This is a genomic window from Desertihabitans aurantiacus, assembly GCF_003344635.1.
GTDB classification, from domain to species: domain Bacteria; phylum Actinomycetota; class Actinomycetes; order Propionibacteriales; family Propionibacteriaceae; genus Desertihabitans; species Desertihabitans aurantiacus.
Window position 1 is genome coordinate 1 of the sequence record NZ_QPKK01000046.1, and the last position, 17,462, is coordinate 17,462.

21 protein-coding genes are annotated in these 17,462 nt (G+C 73.9%); 12 read left to right on the forward strand and 9 right to left on the reverse strand.

Going from position 1 to position 17,462, the window contains the following annotated elements; translation table 11 throughout:
• The first annotated feature begins 170 nt into the window (after positions 1–170).
• Both DVA66_RS05960 and DVA66_RS05965 read left to right on the forward strand, forming a co-directional pair.
• Positions 171–1,187, forward strand: coding sequence for a uroporphyrinogen decarboxylase/cobalamine-independent methonine synthase family protein (locus DVA66_RS05960; RefSeq protein WP_114559238.1), 1,017 nt, complete (start codon positions 171–173; stop codon positions 1,185–1,187).
• A gap of 85 nt (positions 1,188–1,272) precedes the next feature.
• Positions 1,273–1,872, forward strand: coding sequence for a class I SAM-dependent methyltransferase (locus DVA66_RS05965; RefSeq protein ID WP_157973858.1), 600 nt, complete (start codon positions 1,273–1,275; stop codon positions 1,870–1,872).
• A 144-nt stretch (positions 1,873–2,016) separates the two neighbouring features.
• Here DVA66_RS05965 and DVA66_RS05970 read toward each other — a convergent pair whose 3' ends face one another.
• The gene (locus DVA66_RS05970) at positions 2,017–2,775 is read right to left on the reverse strand and encodes an SDR family NAD(P)-dependent oxidoreductase (protein WP_232821796.1); all 759 of its coding nucleotides are present in this window, start codon (positions 2,773–2,775) and stop codon (positions 2,017–2,019) included.
• A 143-nt stretch (positions 2,776–2,918) separates the two neighbouring features.
• Between DVA66_RS05970 and DVA66_RS05975 the strand changes: the two genes are divergently transcribed.
• On the forward strand, positions 2,919–3,413 hold the full coding sequence (locus DVA66_RS05975) for a MarR family winged helix-turn-helix transcriptional regulator (RefSeq protein ID WP_114559241.1): 495 nt from the start codon (positions 2,919–2,921) through the stop codon (positions 3,411–3,413).
• A 51-nt stretch (positions 3,414–3,464) separates the two neighbouring features.
• On the opposite strand, the gene DVA66_RS05980 is transcribed toward DVA66_RS05975, so the two are convergent.
• Entirely contained in the window at positions 3,465–3,935 is a 471-nt protein-coding gene (locus tag DVA66_RS05980; protein ID WP_114559242.1) for an ester cyclase, read from the reverse strand.
• Positions 3,936–4,103: 168 nt separating this feature from the next.
• Here DVA66_RS05980 and DVA66_RS05985 point away from each other — a divergent pair, with 168 nt between their 5' ends.
• The 3 genes from DVA66_RS05985 to DVA66_RS05995 all read left to right on the forward strand — a co-directional run bounded on the left by DVA66_RS05985 (position 4,104) and on the right by DVA66_RS05995 (position 6,633).
• Positions 4,104–4,727: a TetR/AcrR family transcriptional regulator gene (locus tag DVA66_RS05985; protein ID WP_114559243.1), complete on the forward strand. Its 624-nt coding sequence runs from the start codon at positions 4,104–4,106 to the stop codon at positions 4,725–4,727.
• 53 nt (positions 4,728–4,780) lie between these two features.
• Positions 4,781–5,686: a protein kinase family protein gene (locus tag DVA66_RS05990; RefSeq protein WP_114559244.1), complete on the forward strand. Its 906-nt coding sequence runs from the start codon at positions 4,781–4,783 to the stop codon at positions 5,684–5,686.
• 74 nt (positions 5,687–5,760) lie between these two features.
• Entirely contained in the window at positions 5,761–6,633 is an 873-nt protein-coding gene (locus DVA66_RS05995; protein ID WP_114559245.1) for a transglutaminase domain-containing protein, read from the forward strand.
• A 22-nt stretch (positions 6,634–6,655) separates the two neighbouring features.
• Here DVA66_RS05995 and DVA66_RS06000 read toward each other — a convergent pair whose 3' ends face one another.
• The 3 genes from DVA66_RS06000 to ligA are packed head-to-tail and all read right to left on the reverse strand — an operon-like array spanning position 6,656 to position 10,631.
• Positions 6,656–7,678 carry a phosphotransferase enzyme family protein gene (locus tag DVA66_RS06000; RefSeq protein WP_198671527.1) on the reverse strand — a complete coding sequence of 341 codons (1,023 nt, stop codon included), beginning with the start codon at positions 7,676–7,678 and terminating at the stop codon, positions 6,656–6,658.
• A 38-nt stretch (positions 7,679–7,716) separates the two neighbouring features.
• Positions 7,717–8,400: a hypothetical protein gene (locus tag DVA66_RS06005; protein ID WP_114559246.1), complete on the reverse strand. Its 684-nt coding sequence runs from the start codon at positions 8,398–8,400 to the stop codon at positions 7,717–7,719.
• Positions 8,401–8,432: 32 nt separating this feature from the next.
• Positions 8,433–10,631 carry an NAD-dependent DNA ligase LigA gene (gene ligA / locus DVA66_RS06010; protein ID WP_114559247.1) on the reverse strand — a complete coding sequence of 733 codons (2,199 nt, stop codon included), beginning with the start codon at positions 10,629–10,631 and terminating at the stop codon, positions 8,433–8,435.
• A gap of 62 nt (positions 10,632–10,693) precedes the next feature.
• Here ligA and DVA66_RS06015 point away from each other — a divergent pair, with 62 nt between their 5' ends.
• The gene (locus DVA66_RS06015) at positions 10,694–10,897 is read left to right on the forward strand and encodes a hypothetical protein (RefSeq protein ID WP_114559248.1); all 204 of its coding nucleotides are present in this window, start codon (positions 10,694–10,696) and stop codon (positions 10,895–10,897) included.
• 8 nt (positions 10,898–10,905) lie between these two features.
• Here the strand turns inward: DVA66_RS06015 and DVA66_RS06020 are convergent, their stop codons facing one another.
• Complete coding sequence (locus DVA66_RS06020) at positions 10,906–11,526, reverse strand: ACT domain-containing protein (RefSeq protein WP_114559255.1); 621 nt, start codon at positions 11,524–11,526, stop codon at positions 10,906–10,908.
• Between the two features lie 167 nt (positions 11,527–11,693).
• On the opposite strand from DVA66_RS06020, the gene gatC reads away from it, so the two are divergent.
• The 5 genes from gatC (at position 11,694) to DVA66_RS06045 (ending at position 16,029) form a co-directional block, all read left to right on the forward strand.
• Positions 11,694–11,990 carry an Asp-tRNA(Asn)/Glu-tRNA(Gln) amidotransferase subunit GatC gene (gene gatC, locus DVA66_RS06025; RefSeq protein WP_114124802.1) on the forward strand — a complete coding sequence of 99 codons (297 nt, stop codon included), beginning with the start codon at positions 11,694–11,696 and terminating at the stop codon, positions 11,988–11,990.
• Complete coding sequence (gatA, locus tag DVA66_RS06030) at positions 11,990–13,498, forward strand: Asp-tRNA(Asn)/Glu-tRNA(Gln) amidotransferase subunit GatA (protein WP_114559249.1); 1,509 nt, start codon at positions 11,990–11,992, stop codon at positions 13,496–13,498. The genes gatC and gatA overlap by 1 nt, the downstream gene beginning before the upstream one ends.
• 11 nt (positions 13,499–13,509) lie before the next feature.
• Positions 13,510–14,988, forward strand: a complete 1,479-nt coding sequence (gene gatB / locus DVA66_RS06035; RefSeq protein ID WP_114559256.1) for an Asp-tRNA(Asn)/Glu-tRNA(Gln) amidotransferase subunit GatB — start codon at positions 13,510–13,512, stop codon at positions 14,986–14,988.
• 2 nt (positions 14,989–14,990) lie between these two features.
• The gene (locus DVA66_RS06040; protein WP_114559250.1) at positions 14,991–15,536 is read left to right on the forward strand and encodes a DUF6886 family protein; all 546 of its coding nucleotides are present in this window, start codon (positions 14,991–14,993) and stop codon (positions 15,534–15,536) included.
• A 67-nt stretch (positions 15,537–15,603) separates the two neighbouring features.
• Positions 15,604–16,029, forward strand: coding sequence for a VOC family protein (locus tag DVA66_RS06045; protein WP_114559251.1), 426 nt, complete (start codon positions 15,604–15,606; stop codon positions 16,027–16,029).
• Between the two features lie 15 nt (positions 16,030–16,044).
• On the opposite strand, the gene DVA66_RS21240 is transcribed toward DVA66_RS06045, so the two are convergent.
• From DVA66_RS21240 to DVA66_RS06055, 3 genes are all read right to left on the reverse strand, one after another.
• Positions 16,045–16,212 carry a hypothetical protein gene (locus DVA66_RS21240; protein WP_198671529.1) on the reverse strand — a complete coding sequence of 56 codons (168 nt, stop codon included), beginning with the start codon at positions 16,210–16,212 and terminating at the stop codon, positions 16,045–16,047.
• Positions 16,213–16,235: 23 nt separating this feature from the next.
• Positions 16,236–16,892, reverse strand: coding sequence for a TIGR03085 family metal-binding protein (locus DVA66_RS06050; RefSeq protein WP_114559252.1), 657 nt, complete (start codon positions 16,890–16,892; stop codon positions 16,236–16,238).
• 39 nt (positions 16,893–16,931) lie between these two features.
• Positions 16,932–17,462: class I SAM-dependent methyltransferase (locus DVA66_RS06055; RefSeq protein ID WP_157973859.1), on the reverse strand; the 531-nt coding region annotated here is incomplete at its 5' end.

A 17,462-nucleotide genomic window follows, 5' to 3' on the forward strand; every position in this document is an offset into this window, starting at 1 on the left:
CCCCAGCGCCCTGAGCCGACCTCGTCCCAGCGCCCTGAGCCGACCTCGTCCCAGCGCCCTGAGCCGACCTCGTCCCAGCGCCCTGAGCCGACCTCGTCCCAGCGCCCTGAGCCGACCTCGTCCCAGCGCCCTGAGCCTGTCGAAGGGCCCTCCGTCCCCGTGAGCGCGCGGTGACCGCCCGCGCCACCGGGATCGGCTCCTGGCCGGGCACCGACCCCGCCGGCGCGATCCGGCTCACCCTCGGCGAGCTCGGCGAGAACGGCAGCCCGGGTGTGCCCTACCTGCCCGAGCTGCCTGACCGGGGGACGCACGCCGGCACCACCGGGCGCACCGCGGCGATGCTGGTCGGGCTCGGGCTCGACCTGCAGCCGGCCGGCTGGCGGCTCACCGACGCCCCGGGCATCGACCACCGGCGGGCGATCTCGCTGCTCCGCCAGGACCTCGACCTGCTGGAGGAGGAGGCGCAGGGCTACACCGGTCAGCTCACCCTCACCGCCGCCGGGCCCTGGACCCTGGCCGCCACCGTCGAGCGTCCGCGCGGTGACCGGGTGCTGGCCGACTCCGGCGCCCGCCGCGAGCTGGGGGAGAGCCTGGCCGAGGGGCTCGGTGACCTGGTGGCCGAGCTGCGCCGCCGGCTCCCCGCCCTCACGCTGACCGTGCAGCTCGACGAGCCGGCCCTGCCCGCCGTCCAGGACGGCCGGATCGGCACCGCCAGCGGCTTCTCCCGGCACCGGGCGGTGGAGCCGGCCGAGCTCTCCTCCGCCCTCGAGACGGTGACCGGCGCCGTGCGCGACGCCGGCGCGGAGCAGGTGGCGCTGCACTGCTGCGCCGCCGGGCTGGACGTCCGGCTCGTCCTCGACGCCGGCGTCGGACGGCTGCTGCTCGACGTCGACCAGCTCACCCGCGCCGACGCCGACCTGCTCGCCGAGACGCTGGACGCCGGCCGCGCCGAGATCGGGCTCGGGATCCAGCCGACCGGGGTCGCCGACGCGGTGCTCAGCCCGGACCGCCTCACCGACCGCGCCCTCCACCTGCTGCGACCCCTCGAGCTGGGCCCCCAGGTCGCCGAGCGGCTGCTGCTCACCCCCGCCTGCGGGCTCGCCGGCTGGACCGCCGGCCCGGCCACCGCGGTGCTGCGCCACCTGGTCCGGGCCGCCCAGCTCGTCACCGACGAGCTCAGCCGCTGACCCGAGCGCCAGCGCCCTGAGCCGGTCGAAGGGCCGAGCTCGGACGGCCCTGTCCACGTGCGCGTGGCCGGTCTACCGTGCGTTCGTGGGAGTTCGCGACCGTCTGCTCGCCTACTACGCCGAGGAGCTGCCGACCCGGCGCGACCGTCCGCTCGGCCCGGAGCGCACCGCCCGGCTGACCGACTTCACCACGCGCTGCCACAGCGAGGGGCTCGGGTCCGTGCTCGAGGTCGGCTGCGGCGCCGGGCGGGACGGGGTCGCGCTCAGCAGATCCGGACTCCGCTACGCCGGTGTCGACCTGTCGCCGGTGGGCGTGGCGTTGTGCCGGGAGGAGGGGCTGACGGCGGTGGTGGCCTCGGCGACCTCCCTCCCGTTTGCCGACGCCTCGGTCGACGCCGCCTGGACGATGAGCACCCTGATGCACCTGGAGGGCGACGACCTCGACGTGGCGGTCGCCGAGCTGGGCCGGGTGGTCCGACCCGGTGGCCTGCTCGACGTCGGCCTGTGGGGTGCGGACACCGCGCAGGAGCGGACCGACGAGGCCGGCCGCTTCTTCCAGCAGCGCACCGACGACGAGGTCGTGGCGTTGCTGGGCACCGTCGGCACCGTCGAGTCCCTCACGGTCTGGGACCGGTTCGCCGACGGCGGGCACTACCAGTGCGCCCGCGTCCGCATCGCCGGGTAGACCGAGCCGCTCCAGCGCCGTCCCGGGCGGCCTGGGCCGGTGCCGGTGGCTGTCCAGGTCGACGGTGATGCCGCGGTCGGTGCGGAGGTCGTCGAGGAGGCAGGGTGTGGGCGGCCAGCCGGGCGCCGCGCCCGCTCCTCGCCTTCAGAGCGTGGTGCTGAGGACTCCGCCCTCTGCGCGCAGCGCGGCACCGTTCGTGGCCGAGGAGAGCGGGCTGGCCAGGTAGGCGACCAGGTGCGCGATCTCGTCGGGCTCGATGAAGCGCTGCAGCAACGAGGTCGCGCGAGCGGCCGCGAGGGCACTTCTCATCTCATCGGCGGGGACTCCACGCGCCTCGGCCGCTTGCTCCACCGCGGAGGCGACCCCTGCGGAGTACGTCGGCCCGCCCAGGACCGTGTTGACGGTGACAGCGGTGCCACGGGTGGTCTTGGCCAGCCCGTTGGCCAGTGCGAGCACGCCCGCCTTGGTGGTCCCGTAGTGGGTCATGTCAGCCGGGACGTCCACGCCGGCCTCGCTGCTGATGAAGATGATCCGGCCCCATCCCTTGCCCAGCATGCTCGGGAGGGCGTGACGCGACAGGCGGACACCGCTCATGACGTTGATGTCGAAGTACCGCTGCCAGTCGCGATCGCTGATGTCGCCGAAGGTGCCGATCTCGAAGACACCGACGTTGTTGACGAGGATGTCGATCTCGTCGAGCCCGTCGAGCAGCTCTCGCACCTGCTCGGCGTCGGCGAAGTCGGCCGCAAGTCCGGAGACGGTCCCGCCGGGCACGGCCCCGCTCAGCTCGCGCACCGCAGCGTCGACCCGCTCCGCGCTGCGTCCGTTGACGACGACCTCAGCACCCTCCGCCAGCAGGGCCCTGGCGATCGCGTAGCCGATCCCCTGCGTCGACCCGCTCACGAACGCCCTCTTGCCGTTGAGCCCGAGCTCCACCGCCCCGCCCCTCTCGTTTACTTGCCCAGGAAGTCAGTTCTCAACCTAGTGACTTTCCTGGGCAAGTCAAAGTGTCGAGGTCGGGCCGGCGCTGCACCTAGGCTGTCACCATGGGCGATCCTCGGGAGACCGGTCCACCGGCGTCGCTCACCGGTGACGACCTCGAGACCTGGGCCGCCCTCGCGACCCTGCTGGAGTGGTTGCCGGTCGCCCTCGACAGCCAGCTGCAGCGGGACGCTCAGCTGACCCACTTCGAGTACGGCGTGCTGTACGCGCTCGCCCAGGCGCCCGAGCGCACGCTGCGCATGAGTGTCCTGGCGGGCTATGCGAACAGCACGTTGTCGCGGCTGTCGCGGGCGGCGGCACGCCTGGGCGCTCGGGGTTGGCTGCGAAGGACGCCTGACCCGGTTGACGGGCGCTACACGTTGGCCGTCCTGACCGACTCCGGCCATGCGAAGGTCCTGGACGCCACCCCTGGCCACGTGCAGGTCGTGCATCGGCTCGTGCTCGACCGGCTGACGGGAGCGCAGGGACGTCAGCTGCGCGAGATCAGCCGGCGCATCACGACGGCGATCCGTGAGCAAGGCGCCTGGGAACCGTCGTGAGGTGCTGCTGCAGCGCCGCTGTCGACCGCAGGTGCTGATCCCGCGGTACGGCTACGCCCCTGCGGCGGTCGTCTCGGCGGCCTCGATCGCTGACCTGAAGTCGGGGGAGGCTCCGAGCTGCGCGAGCCACACATTCGCCGCGTTGTAGCAGCTGAAGGTCTCGATCCTCCCCTCACGGAGGTGCCAGAGGTCAGCCGTCGGCACGTCGATCCGGCGGCCGGTCGGAGGGATGGCGCCGACCGGGGTCGGGAACGCGCCGAGATGCGTCCCCTGGATCCGCAGCTCGACGGCGACGACATCACCGACCGCATGCACGCTCAGCAGCTCGCGGTGGATGTCGGGGAAGGCGCTCGCGAGGCCAGCCAGTGCGTGCGGGATCTGGTCTCCGCGGAAGGTCAGCGAGTTCGGCATGTCGTTGAACGTCCCGTCCTCGGTGAACAGGGCGCGGAATCCGGGTCCATCGAGGACGTCCCCCTCCGCCAGCCGGTAGGCCTCACGGACGACCTCTTCGTTGCTCGTCACTTCTGCTCCTCCTCCGTGCGTATCCGCCAGGTCCGCCCCGCATGACCGGCGATCCACCGGGTCCTGGTCATGAGCTGGCTGCGGACTGACCGAGCGCGTAATTGACTGTCCCGTCCAAAACGCTAATCGGTAATGGACTGGATCGTCAACAACGGATAGCCTGGAGGCGTGGCCAGACCGAGGGAGTTCGACGAGGAAGCGGTCCTCGAGCGTGCGCGCGAGCAGTTCTGGACCACGGGCTACGCCGGGACGAGCATGGACGCCATCGTCGCGGCGACCGGCCTGGGCAAGGGCAGTCTGTACGGCGCCTTCGGCGGGAAGCGGCAGCTGTTCCTGCGGGTCTTCGACGCCTACTGCGCGCGCATCGCCGACGCAGTGGCGGACGGGTTGACCGGCCCGGACGACGGTGCCTTCGTCCGACTGTGCGTCCACATCCGTGCGGCGGCGGCCGGGGTCGCCGCCGACGAGCTCCGTCGCGGATGCCTCCTGGCGAAGGGCACGGCCGAGCTCTCCGAGCACGACCCCGACGTCACCGCTCGATCCCGGCGGGCGCTGGAGCGCATCGCCACGGCACTGGCCGATGACATCCGCGCCGCGCAGCGTCACGGCGACCTCGACCCCGCGGCCGACGCCGACGAGCTCTCCACCCTCGTGCTGGCCGTTCTTCGTGGCATGGAGGCCCTCGGCAAGGCAGGGATGGACGGCGACCGGCTGGAGAGGGTGGCCGAGACCGCCATCGGCCTGCTGCCGCGGACCGGCCAGGCGAGCCGGGCAGTCCCCGCGAGCAGGTAGGGAGCGGGGAAAGGGGAGGCGAGGCGCCCTGGTCGGCGCTAGCGTCCGGTCCGATGGGCACCGAGGAGCAGATCCACCGGGCGGCCGCGGAGGCGGTGGCGCCCGGCAGCCGGGTCGAGCACGTTGAGCCCTACCGCCGGTACCCGTCGCCGTTCCCGGCCCGGCTGACGGTGGCCACGCCGGCCGGGCGGCTGGAGTGCGTGGCGAAGGCGGCTCCTGCGACGTCCAGCCGCCTCGACGTCGAGGCGACCGCCCTGCGGCTCCTGTCCGAGGTCGGCGCGCGCTCCCCGCGTCTGCTGGTCGGCCCGGTGCCGGTGCAGACCGACAGCGGTCCCTTCGAGGTCGTCGTCATGACGACGCTGCCAGGGGAGGTGCTGCCGTGGTTGCAGGTGCCCGATCTCGCCACCGGAGACCGCACCTGCCGGCTCTGGAGCACCGCGGTCGATGAGCTGCACGCCCTCACCGCGCAGCTGGCAGCCCTGCCGGAGAGCCGGGCACTGGCCCGCCGGACCCTGGACGAGGAGCTGGCCGACGTCCTCGCCGGCGACACCGCCTGGGCCGCCACCCCGCTCGTCGACCGGGCGATCGACCTGCTCGGTACGCACCTCGCCGACCACCGCAGGCCGCTGGTCTTCACCAGCGGTGACCTGAACCCGCTCAACGTCCTCGTCGAGGACGGTGGCCGGGTCGGCTGGGTCGACTTCGAGCACGCCGCCTTCGAGGACCCGCTGATCGGCCTGCCGAAGTTCTGGTTCTGGGCCGACGACTCCGGTTGGGCCACCGGCGCCCGGCTGGGACTGGTCGAGCGGTACCTCTACCGCCACCGCGTGCCCGCCGAGACCTTCGCGGTGCGCATCCTGCTGCGCGGGCTCACCCACCTGCGCGACAGCGCACCCGAGGACCCGCCCGCGCAGCTGCTCGCCACCCTGGAGCACGCGGTCGACGTCCTCCGGCGCTGACCTCTCACGAGCGACCCAGCACCCGCAGGCACGCGGGTCTGCCCGGCGACGGCCGCGTCTGGCACGATCGGTTCGTGGTCGACGTCGACGTCTTCGCCCGGCAGTCCCGGTTCTCCGACCCGGGGCGCCACGCCGCGCGGCTGCAGGAGGTGCCGGACGACCTGTCCAACCTGTGCGCCGTCTCGCGCAACCTGGTGGCCCACTACCGCGCCGAGCTGCCCGACCTGCCGCAGGAGCGCTGGCCGGAGGTCGACAGCCGTTGGGTCGAGGCCATCCTCGACCTCGACTCCCGGCGTCACCCCGACGACCTCACCCGGCCCCGGGCGACCGCCGACAAGGTGGCCGGCTGCTGCCGCGACCACTCGCTGCTGGTGGTGGGGGCCCTGCGCCAGCGTGGCGTCCCGGCCCGGACGCGGGTCGGCTTCGCCCACTACTTCGCCTCCGACTGGGCAGCCGACCACGTCGTGGCCGAGCGTTGGCAGGACGGGCGGTGGCGGCGAGCGGACCCCGAGCTGGGCGACGGGCACCCCTTCGACGTCCTCGACATCCCGGCCGGTCACCACGCGCCGTTCGAGACCGCGGCCGAGGCCTGGCTGGGCTGGCGCGCGGGGGACCGCGACCTCAGCCGGTACGGCGTCTACGGCGCTCCCGAGCTCGCCGGCCCCGACTTCGTCCGCACCTACGTCGTCTTCGAGGTGGCGCACCGCTTCGGCGACGAGATGCTGCTGTGGGACGGCTGGGAGGCGACCGAGCACCCGCTGGAGCCGACGGAGACCGACGAGCTGGCTCGGCTTCTCGTCACCGCGGACGCCGGCGACGCGTCCGCGGAGGACGAGCTCGCCGCGCGCTACCGCGAGGACGTCCGGCTGCACCCCGGCGACCACGTGACGACCTACTCCCCGTTCGACCTGCCTCCGCGGACGGTCGACCTGACGCCCCGGGTGTGAGGGACCCAGATGGCACGTCCGGTCAAGGGCGGGTCGTCGCCGCCTCGAACATCGCCAGCGCCGCCGCGTGACGCTGCCGGGCGTAGGTCTGCAGCGCGTGGTCGGCCCGGCCGCGGCGGTCGACGAGCACCGACAGCGGGTAGGTCGAGGCGAGGGTGTAGGCCGCACCGACGGCCAGCACCGCGTCCAGGTCGGCCGACGGCACCGTCGGGTGCGCGGCCCGGTAGCTGTCGAGGAGACCAGGCAGCTCGGCCCGCCAGCGCGGCACCGCGAGGGTGCGCGGGTCGCCGGCGATGCGGGCGACCTCCCAGGCCAGGAACCCCCTGGTGGGCGGCTGGAAGTCGATCACCGCCGCCACCTCGTCGCCGCGCAGCAGGACGTTGGGCGCAGCCAGGTCACCATGCAGGATCTGGGTCGTCAGCGGCGGCAGCCCTCGGAGCAGGCCGACGACCTCGGGCAGCAGGGCACGCCGCTGGCGGAGGGCGTCGAGCGCCCAGCGCGTGAACTCGTCCCGAGTGGCGCCAGGACGGCGGTACTGCTCGATCAGCCGGTCGTAGCCGGCGGCGGTGGCACCGGGGTCGATCAGCTGCACCGGATCAGCGAGGACGGGCCGCCCGGACGGATGGGTCGCCAGGTGGCGGTGCAGCCGTCCGAGCACGGCCCCGACCGCGTGCCAGCGGGGACCTCGCAGGCCGGTCTCGGCGGTCTCCCCGTCGACGTACTCCCACACCGAGAGGGCCAGACCGTGGCTGCGCGCCACGACCGCACGGTCGACGCTCCGGCGCAGGCCCGGCACCGGCGTCCCGCCACGCCGCGCGAACTCGGTCAGCTCGACCGCCCGGGCAGCGGCCGCCGCCTCGCCGGCCGACCGGTGCACCTTGGCGAACCACCGTCCGCCGTCGCGGGCGGTGACCCGGAAGTTGTCCGAGGCGGTGCCGGCGTGGATGCGCTCGACCCGGTCCACGGCGATGCCGAAGGCGTCCTCGAGCGCAGCCCGCAGCGGGTGGGCGATCGGCTCCGAGCCTTCGGCGGTCGACGTCTCCACGCCCTGACCCTCAGTGGGGCTCGCGTGCACGCCGTGCCTCAGCCGCGGCGGCGCACCGACACCGCCACCGGCCGCACCACGGGACGCTCCCGCTCACCGCGGCGCGGCATCCGCCGCAGCAGCTCGACGGCATCGCGGCGGGCCACCTCCACCTCGTCCCAGCCGACCTGCTCGGCGGCCAGCAGGTCGAGCTCGCGGGCCAGCGCGTCGTGCGCGCGTCGGACCAGGTGCCGCTCGGCCCGCAGGTCGGCCGCATCGTCGGTGCCCGGCGCGGCCTGCTCGGACGAGGCCAGCTCGGCCTCGAGCAGCCCGAGGCAGCGTTCGGCGCGCTCGGTGCCGACGAGGTAACCACGGCCGTACCGCAGCAGGCGGTTGAGCCCGACCGCCGCCAGCGCGCACAACCAGGCGGGGAACGCGGCACCGGAGTCGGTCACCCCGAGCGCGAAGCGGACGAACAGGGCGACCACCCCGAGCACCACCAGCAGCAGCCCGATCTCGGTGGCCTCCGGACGTCCGAGCGCGGGCCGCACGGAGCGCTCGGCCCGGCGCGACGGACTGACCGTGACCACCGCCACCGTGACGGCGAAGGCCAGCATCGACAGCAGCGTGGCCCCGCCGAGCCCGAGGTAGATCGACCCGATGCCGAGCGCACCGACGGCGGCGAACAGCGCCAGCCGGATGACGTCGACCGGACGGGAGGGTCGTGCGTCCCGCGTGCCCATGTCCCGCTCCTTCGCTCGTCCGCCCCGCCGGGTCACCCGAGCCCGGCCGGCCCCTGCTCCAGCAGGACGACGAACTGCTCCTCGGTCAGGACGGGACGTCCCAGCTCGCGGGCCTTCGCCTCCTTGCTCCCCGCATTCTCACCGACGACCACGTAGTCGGTCTTCTTCGACACGGACCCCGACGCCTTCCCGCCCCGGCTGAGGATGGCCTCCTTGATCTCGTCGCGGGTGAACCCCTCCAACGAACCGGTGACCACCAGGGTCAGTCCCTCCAGCGTCTTCTCGGTGGCGGTGTCGACCTCGTCGGCCATCCGCACCCCGGCGGCGGCCCACCGCTGGACGATCTCGCGGTGCCAGTCGACGGTGAACCACTCCTGCACCGACTCCGCGATGATCCGGCCCACCCCGTCGGTGTCGGCCAGCTCGTCGGTGCTGGCCGCCCGGATCGCCTCGATCGAGCCGAAGGCCTGGGCCAGCGCCCGCGCCGCGGTCGGACCGACGTGGCGGATCGACAGCGCCACCAGCACCCGCCACAGCGGCTGGCTCTTGGCCTTCTCCAGCTCCTCCATCAGGGTCAGCGTGGTCGCCCGCGGCGCCGGCGGGTTCTTCGCGTTGCCGGCGGTGTAGAAGAACGGCTCGAGCGCGGGCGGCTGCTCCACCCCGCCCCGCTTGCGGCGCCGCCACACCCGCACGTCGGCCAGGTCCTCCACGGTCAGGTCGAACAGCCCGGCCTCGGACGTGAGCACCGGCGTCTGCCGCGGCTCGGTGGCGTCGTCGGGACGTCCGTGCTCGGGGTCGACCAGCGCGATCGAGGCCTCCCAGCCGAGCGCCTCGATGTCGAAGCCGCCGCGTCCGGCCAGGGCGAACACCCGTTCCCGCAGCTGGGCGGGGCAGTGCTGGGCGTTGGGACAGCGCCAGTCCTTGTCACCCTCGCGCACCGGGCCGACCGGGCTGCCGCAGGAGGGGCACTCGGTGGGCATCACGAACTCGCGGACGTCGTCGGTGCGCAGCGCCAGCACCGGGCCGAGCACCTCGGGGATGACGTCGCCGGCCTTGCGCAGCACCACGGTGTCGCCGATCCGGACGTCCTTGCGCTTCACCTCGAAGGCGTTGTGCAGGGTCGCCAGCTCCACCGTCGACCCGGCGACGGTGACCGGCTCCATCACCGCGTACGGGGTGACCCGGCCGGTGCGGCCGACGTTGACGTCGATGTGCAGCAGCTTCGTGGTCACCTCCTCCGGTGGGTACTTGAAGGCGATCGCCCACCGCGGGGCCCGGCTGGTGGAGCCGAGCTGGCCCTGGGCGGCGAACTCGTCCACCTTGACCACGACCCCGTCGATCTCGTGCTCGATGTCGTGGCGGTGCTCGCCCCAGCGCTTGATGTAGCGGTTGACCGCGTCCAGGTCCGACAGCACCTCGGTGTGCGGACTGGTGGGCAGCCCCCAGCCGGCCAGCAGGGCGTAGATCTCGGACTGGCTGCGCACGGCGACCCCCTGCCGGGCGCCGATCCCGTGCACGTACATCGCGAGCTTCCGCGACGCCGTCACCGCCGGGTCCTTCTGCCGCAGCGAGCCGGCGGCGGTGTTGCGGGGGTTGGCGTAGGGCGGCTTGCCGGCCGCGGCCTGGGCCTCGTTGAGGCGCTCGAACTCCGCCACCGGGTAGAACACCTCGCCCCGCACCTCGACCAGCGCCGGCGGGTCGTCGGTGGCCAGCCGCTGCGGTACCGAGGCCAGGGTGCGGACGTTGGCGGTGATGTCCTCACCGACCCGGCCGTCGCCGCGGGTGGCCGCCCGCACCAGCTCGCCGTCCTCGTAGACCAGGGCGACCGCCAGGCCGTCGATCTTCAGCTCGGTGAGGTAGGAGAAGGCCTGCTCGCCCAGCTCGCGCCGGGCACGGGCGTCCCACTCGGCCATCTCCTCGGCGGTGAAGGCGTTGTCGAGGCTGAGCATCCGCTGCAGGTGCTCCACCGGTGCGAAGGAGGCCCCGACCACGCCGCCGACGGTGCGGGTGGGGGAGTCGGGCCGGCGCAGCTGGGGGTGCGCCTCCTCCAGCGCCCGGAGCTCGCGCTCGAGCCGGTCGTACTCGGCGTCGGACATGATCGACTCGTCGCGGTCGTAGTAGGCCAGCCGGGCCTCCTCGAGCCGCGCGGTCAGCTCGGCGACCCGCTGCTGGACCTCGGTCGTGCCGGCCTCGCCGGCCACCCCGGGCCCACCTTCGTCGGTGCTCGTCACGTGCTCATTCTGCCCGGACGCTCCGACAGCGGCGGGCTACCGCGCCCGGCTACGCTGCCGGTGTGCGCCTCTTCTCCGACCTCAACCTCAACGGCCGCACCCCCGCCCAGGTCCGCCCCAACCTCGGTGACTGGGGTCCCGAGCTCGTGCCGAGCACGCGGAGCAAGAAGCGCGCGCGGTTCTGGGTGGTGCTGGCCTTCGTCGGCGCACTGCTGGTGGTGGCCGGGGTGTTCTGGTTCCTGGTCACCCAGCTGACCACCGGCTGACCGCCGGCTCAGGCGCTGGCGACCATCCCGCAGAGGTGCTTGAGCCGGGCCAGCTCCGAGGCCAGGAACTCCGGCCCGCCCTGGCGCCCGACCACGATGCTCAGCCCGTCGCCGACCGGGGCCACCGCGGCGGTGGTCTCACCCCACGACGGCAGCCAGTCGCTGGGCAGCTCGACGGTGTGCATCTCCTCCAGCAGCCCCAGCGCCCGCATGCCCTCGGGGGTGAGCTCGGGCGCCATGTCGGTGCCGAACACCACCTCACCGGCCCGGCCGTCCACGAGCAGCGCCCAGTGCCCGTGGAAGACCAGCGGGGCGGACTCGGTGAGCAGCTGGGCGGCCTGGTCGGGGTGGCGCTGCATCCGCTCCAGCGCCTCGATGTCGGACTGCAGGCTGCCGCCCTCGGGGTAGCGGGAGAACCACAGCACCCGCACCCCCTCGATCGCGGTGCAGGCGCTGACCAGGTTGTCCGGCATCGCCCCGTTCGGCAGCGTCAGGGTGAAGTCGTCGATGGCTTGTCCGTGCTCCTTGCCGACGATCTGGATCGAGCGGATGTCGGCGCCCACGGTGCCCACCGCGCTGGCGATGAGGCCCAGCGAGCCCGGACGGTCGGGGAGCGAGACGCGCATCAGGAACACGGGGTCATTCTCACCCATCGGTGTTGCGGGGGTGTCACGGTCCGGTCCCCGGCCGGCCGCCGGGGCGTCCGCGACCACGCGCACCGGCGGTGTTCCCCTAGGATGAGCAGCCGGTCCGGCCGATCCGCCGGAACCCGTCCGACCACCCGAGGGGAGCCCCTGTGGCGTTGACCACCGACGACGTGGCCCGGCTGGCGAAGCTGGCCCGGATCGAGCTGAGCGAGGCCGAGCTGGAGCACCTGGCCCCGCAGCTGGACGTGATCCTGGAGTCGGTCGCCTCGGTGCAGCAGGTCGCCGGGCCCGACATCGAGCCCACCTCCCACGCCCTGCCGCTGACCAACGTCTTCCGCGAGGACGAGGTGCGACCGTCGCTGCCGCGCGAGGACGTGCTGGCCGGTGCGCCGGCCGCGGAGGAGGAGCGCTTCCGGGTGCCCCGGATCCTGGGGGAGGAGGCCTGATGAGCGAGCTGCTGCACCGCACCGCGGCCGAGCTGGCCGCCGGGATCGCCGCCGGCGAGCACTCCAGCGAGGAGGTCACCCGCGCCCACCTCGACCGCATCGAGGCGGTCGACGAGGTGGTGCACGCCTTCCTGCACGTCGACGGCGAGCGCGCTCTCGAGGCCGCCCGCGCGGTCGACGCGAAGGTCGCCGCCGGGGAGCCGGTGGGCCCGCTGGCCGGCGTCCCGCTCGGGCTCAAGGACGTCCTCACCATGCGCGGCGCGCCGACCACCTGCGGGTCGAGGATGCTGCGGGACTGGCACCCGCCCTACGACGCCACCGTCACCCGCCGGCTGCTCGAGGCCGGGCTGGTCGTGCTGGGCAAGACCAACATGGACGAGTTCGCGATGGGCTCCTCCACCGAGAACAGCGCCTACGGCCCGACCCGCAACCCGTGGGACACCAGCCGGATCCCTGGTGGCTCCGGTGGCGGCTCGGCCGCCGCGCTGGCCGCCTTCGAGGCCCCGCTGACCATCGGCACCGACACCGGTGGCTCGATCCGCCAGCCCGCGGCGGTCACCGGCACGGTCGGGGTCAAGCCGACCTACGGCGGCACCTCCCGCTACGGCCTGGTCGCGCTGGCCTCCAGCCTCGACCAGCCCGGGCCCTGCGCGCGCACCGTCCTCGACGCCGCGCTGCTGCACCAGGTGATCGCCGGCCACGACCCGCTCGACTCCACCTCCATCGACGCCCCCGTCCCCGACGTGGTCACCGCTGCCCGCTCCGGCGACGTGGCGGGGATGCGGATCGGCGTGGTCCGCGAGCTCGGCGGCGAGGGCTACGCCCCGGGTGTCGAGCAGCGCTTCACCGAGGCCGTCGAGCTGCTGTCGGGGCTGGGCGCGGAGGTCGTCGAGGTCTCCTGCCCGAGCTTCGACGCCGCCCTGGGGGCCTACTACCTGATCATGCCGAGCGAGGCGTCCTCCAACCTGGCCCGTTTCGACGCCATGCGCTTCGGGCTGCGGGTCGGCGACGACGGCACCCGCAGCGCGGAGGAGGTGATGAACCTCACCCGCGAGGCCGGCTTCGGCGCGGAGGTGAAGCGGCGCATCATCATCGGCACCTACGCGCTGTCCAGCGGCTACTACGACGCCTACTACGGCTCGGCGCAGAAGGTGCGCACCCTGATCAAGCGCGACTTCGACGCCGCCTTCGAGCGCTGCGACGTGCTGGTCTCGCCCACCACCCCCAGCACCCCGTGGCCGCTGGGGGAGCGGGTGGACGACCCGCTGGCGATGTACAAGGCCGACCTGTGCACGCTGCCGAGCAACCTCGCCGGCAACGCCGCGGCGTCCTTCCCCGCCGGGCTCGCGCCGGAGGACGGGCTGCCGGTCGGCGTCCAGGTGATGGCACCGCCGATGGCCGACGACCGCCTCTACCGGGTGGGCGCGGCGCTGGAGCGGGCGCTCACCGAGCAGTGGGGCGGCCCGCTGCTGAACCGGATCCCCCAGCTGCAGGAGGTGTCGGCGTGACCGCGACCGTGATGGGATACGAGGAGGCGCTGCGCTCCTTCGACCCGGTGCTGGGCCTGGAGGTCCACGTCGAGCTGAGCACCCGCTCGAAGATGTTCTGCGGCTGCTCCACCGCCTTCGGCGCCCCGCCCAACACCCAGACCTGCCCGGTCTGCCTGGGGCTTCCGGGGGCGATGCCGGTGGTCAACCGGACGGCGGTGGAGTCGGCGATGCGGATCGGGCTCGCGCTCGGCTGCTCGATCGCCGACTGGTGCCGCTTCGCCCGGAAGAACTACTTCTACCCCGACATGCCGAAGAACTTCCAGACCTCGCAGTACGACGAGCCGATCGCCTTCGACGGCTTCCTCGACGTCGACGTGGACGGCGAGCCGTTCCGGGTCGAGATCGAGCGGGCGCACATGGAGGAGGACACCGGCAAGTCGCTGCACGTCGGCGGCTCCACCGGACGCATCCACGGCGCCAGCCACTCCCTGCTCGACTACAACCGCTCCGGCGTGCCGCTGATCGAGATCGTCACCAAGCCGATCACCGGCACCGGCGCCCGCGCGCCGGAGGTGGCCCGGGCCTACGTGGAGGCGCTGCGCGACCTGCTGCGGGCCCTCGACGTCTCCGACGTCCGGATGGAGCAGGGCTCGCTGCGCTGCGACGTCAACGTCTCGCTGCGCACCGACCCGACCCAGCCCCTCGGCACCCGCACCGAGACCAAGAACGTCAACTCCTTCCGCAGCGTCGAGCGCTCGGTGCGCTACGAGATCACCCGGCAGGCCGCGCTGCTGAGCGAGGGCACCGCGATCACCCAGGAGACCCGGCACTGGCACGAGGACACCGGTACCACCTCCCCGGGCCGCTCCAAGGAGACCGCCGAGGACTACCGCTACTTCCCCGAGCCCGACCTGGTGCCGATCGCGCCGAGCCGGGAGTGGGTGGAGCAGCTGCGCGCCACCCTGCCCGAGCCGCCGGCCGAGCGGCGACGCCGGTTGCGCGAGGAGTGGGGCTACTCCGAGCTGGAGATGCGTGACGTCGTCAGCTCCGGCGCGCTGGACCTGATCGAGCAGACGGTCGCCGCCGGCTGCGCCCCGCAGCCCGCCCGCAAGTGGTGGGTCGGTGAGCTGGCCCGGCGGGCCAACGAGTCCGGCACCGAGCTGGACGCCCTGGCCATCACCCCGGCGCAGGTGGCCGAGGTGCAGCAGCTGGTCGAGGCCGGCACCGTCAACGACAAGCTGGCCCGCCAGGTCATCGAGGGCGTGCTCGCCGGCGAGGGCTCGCCGGCGGAGGTGGTCGAGGGCCGCGGGCTGGCGGTGGTCTCCGACGACGGGGCCCTGGGCGCGGCGGTCGACAAGGCGATCGCGGCCAACCCCGACGTCGCGGAGAAGATCCGCGGCGGCAAGGTGCAGGCCGCCGGCGCGCTGATCGGTGCGGTGATGAAGGAGATGCGCGGACAGGCCGACGCCGGCCGGGTGCGCGAGCTCATCCTGGAGAAGCTGGGCTGAGCGTGGCGGCGGGACGGGCCCCGGCCGGGGAGGTCTGGCACCTCAGCGAGGACCCCACGATCACCGGGTTCGTCCCGCACGTCGCCGCCACCGCGCGGCAGCCGGAGGCCTACGTCTGGGCCGTCGACGGGGCGCGGTGCCCCGACTACTGGTTCCCCCGGCAGTGCCCGCGGGCGATGGCCTGGCGCGAGCCCGGCACCGACCCCGCCGTCGCCGACCGGCTGCTCGGCCGCGGGACGGAGCGCGTCCACGTCATCGAGCACGGCTGGCTGCGGCCGCTGCTGACCACGACGCTGTACGCCTACCCGTTCGACGCCCGGGACTTCCGGCCCTTCGGCACGCCGGTGCACGCCTCCGTCGCCGAGCGGCCGGTCCACCCGCTGCGGGCGCCGGAGGCGCTGGACGACCTGGCCGGGCTGCACGCGGCGGCCGGGATCGAGCTGCGGGTCACCTCCGACCTGTTCGGCTGGTGGGCCGAGGTGGTCGGGTCGGGGCTGGGCTTCTCCGGGATCCGGCTGCGGAACTCCCCGCACCACCGCGACCCCTGACCCTGGCGCCGGCGCCCGCGGGCCCCTACCGTGACCGGCAGGCAGACCGGCACGAGGGAGGACGAGGATGAGCGGACCGCTGCGCGGGCTGGCGCAGGTCAACCTGGCGGTGGAGGACGTCGCCGCGGCACGGGACTGGTACGCCCGCTTCCTCGGCGTCGAGCCCTACTTCCAGCGCCCCGACGCCGACCAGCCGGCCTACGTCGAGTTCCGGATCGGCGACGCCGAGGACGAGCTCGGCCTGATCGACCGCCGCTACCTGCCCGAGCCCTGGACGTCCGCCACCGGCGGGGTGGTCGCCCGCTGGCACGTCGACGACCTCCCCGGCACGGTGCAGCGCCTGCTCGACCTGGGCGCGCGCCCGTTCGAGCCGGTGGTCGAGCGCGAGGCCGGTTTCGCCACGGCGTCGGTCATCGACCCCTTCGGCCACGTGCTCGGGCTGATCCACAGCCCCCACTACCGCGAACGCGCCGACGGCCCGTCGGCGGGATGAGGGCTGCGGCGGGTCTCAGTCCTCGTCGAGGGGGACGTCGCGCCACTGGTCGCTGACGTCGGCCGGGTCGGCCTCGGCCGGCAGCCGCTCGGGGGCGTCCGGGCTGGGGTCGGTGGTGGGGTCGAGGTCGCGGGCCTGCTCCTGGGCGTCGGCCTCGTCGCGCTCGCGGTACACGTCGGACATCGGGTCCTCCTCTGCTCGGGGGGTCACAGGCTGAAGTCGGCGTCGGTGAGGGCCCGCACGGGCTCGTCCTCACCGATCACCTGCAGGTCGGCCACCGCGCCACGGCCGTGGCCGTAGAGCAGCAGCTCCGAGGGGCGACCGACCAGGGTCACGGTGTCGGCACCGGAGGAGACCCGCAGCTGCCGGTCGTCGCCCGAGGCCTGGCCGTCGTCGGAGCGCTCCAGCACCACCCCGACCGGGGCCCGGCGGAAGAACGCCCGCCCCAGCAGCTTGAGGCGGCGCCAGACCCAGTCCTCGGTCTCCGCGCCCAGGTCCCGCGGCGGCGCCGGGTCGGGCCCGGCCCGGCGGACGTCCTCATGGTGCACCAGGAACTCCGTGGCGTTGGCCGGCTCGTCCACCCCGGGCAGGGCGAACACCGAGAACCGTGCGGGCCCCTTGCGGATCTTGTCGACCAGCTCGGCGTACTCCCAGCGCTCCTTGGTCTCGCTCATCCGCTTCTCGGTCAGACCGGCCAGCGGTCTGGCCACGATGCCGGGCGCGCCCAGCGGGTCGGTCTCGCGCACCCACAGGTGCGCGGCCAGGTCGTGGGTCGTCCAGCTGCCGCACAGCGTCGGCGCCGCGGGACCCACCGAGTCGAGCAGGTCGCAGAGGGCGGCGCGTTCTGACTGGGCGAGATGCACCCTGGCACTGTAGTGCCCCGGTCCCCAGCCTCCGAACGGTCAGCCGGACCGGTGCGGACGGTGCAGCTCGGCCCGCTGCAGCGGCCAGCCCGGGCCCTCCGGCAGCACCTCCGAGGTCACCACCGACAGCCCGTCGCGGGCGAACCAGCCCATCTCCTCCCGGGTCAGCAGCCAGGGCGGGCCCGCCCCGTCGTCGTCGGCCGGTGCGAGGCCCTGCACCACCAGCAGCGTGCCGCCCGGCGCCACCAGCGAGACCACCGCGGCCACCGCCTGTTCACGGAGCCCCCGTGGCAGCGCCTGCACGGTGAACACCTCCACCACCAGGTCGAACCGGCCGCGCCAGCGCTCCGGCAGGGCGAGCAGGTCGGCGACCTCGAGGGTGACGTCGTCCCGTCCGGCCGCGGCCAGCCGCACGCCCGCCTCGGCGACCGCGCTGGGGGAGACGTCGAAGGCGGTGGTGGCGAAGCCGAGCCCGGCGAGGAAGGCGGCGTCGGCCCCGAGCCCCGCCCCGACCACCACGGCCGGACGCCCGTCGCCGCGCACCCCGCGCCCTGCCGCCCACGCGGCCAG

Bases quoted from the DNA above. Each gene is read 5' to 3' on its own strand.
- DVA66_RS05990 (WP_114559244.1), top strand. From the start codon at position 4,781: ATGGGCACCGAGGAGCAGATCCACCGGGCGGCCGCGGAGGCGGTGGCG.
- DVA66_RS06005 (WP_114559246.1), bottom strand. From the start codon at position 8,400: ATGGGCACGCGGGACGCACGACCCTCCCGTCCGGTCGACGTCATCCGG.
- DVA66_RS21240 (WP_198671529.1), bottom strand. From the start codon at position 16,212: ATGTCCGACGTGTACCGCGAGCGCGACGAGGCCGACGCCCAGGAGCAG.
- DVA66_RS06045 (WP_114559251.1), top strand. From the start codon at position 15,604: ATGAGCGGACCGCTGCGCGGGCTGGCGCAGGTCAACCTGGCGGTGGAG.
- DVA66_RS05975 (WP_114559241.1), top strand. From the start codon at position 2,919: ATGGGCGATCCTCGGGAGACCGGTCCACCGGCGTCGCTCACCGGTGAC.
- gatB (WP_114559256.1), top strand. From the start codon at position 13,510: ATGGGATACGAGGAGGCGCTGCGCTCCTTCGACCCGGTGCTGGGCCTG.
- gatA (WP_114559249.1), top strand. From the start codon at position 11,990: ATGAGCGAGCTGCTGCACCGCACCGCGGCCGAGCTGGCCGCCGGGATC.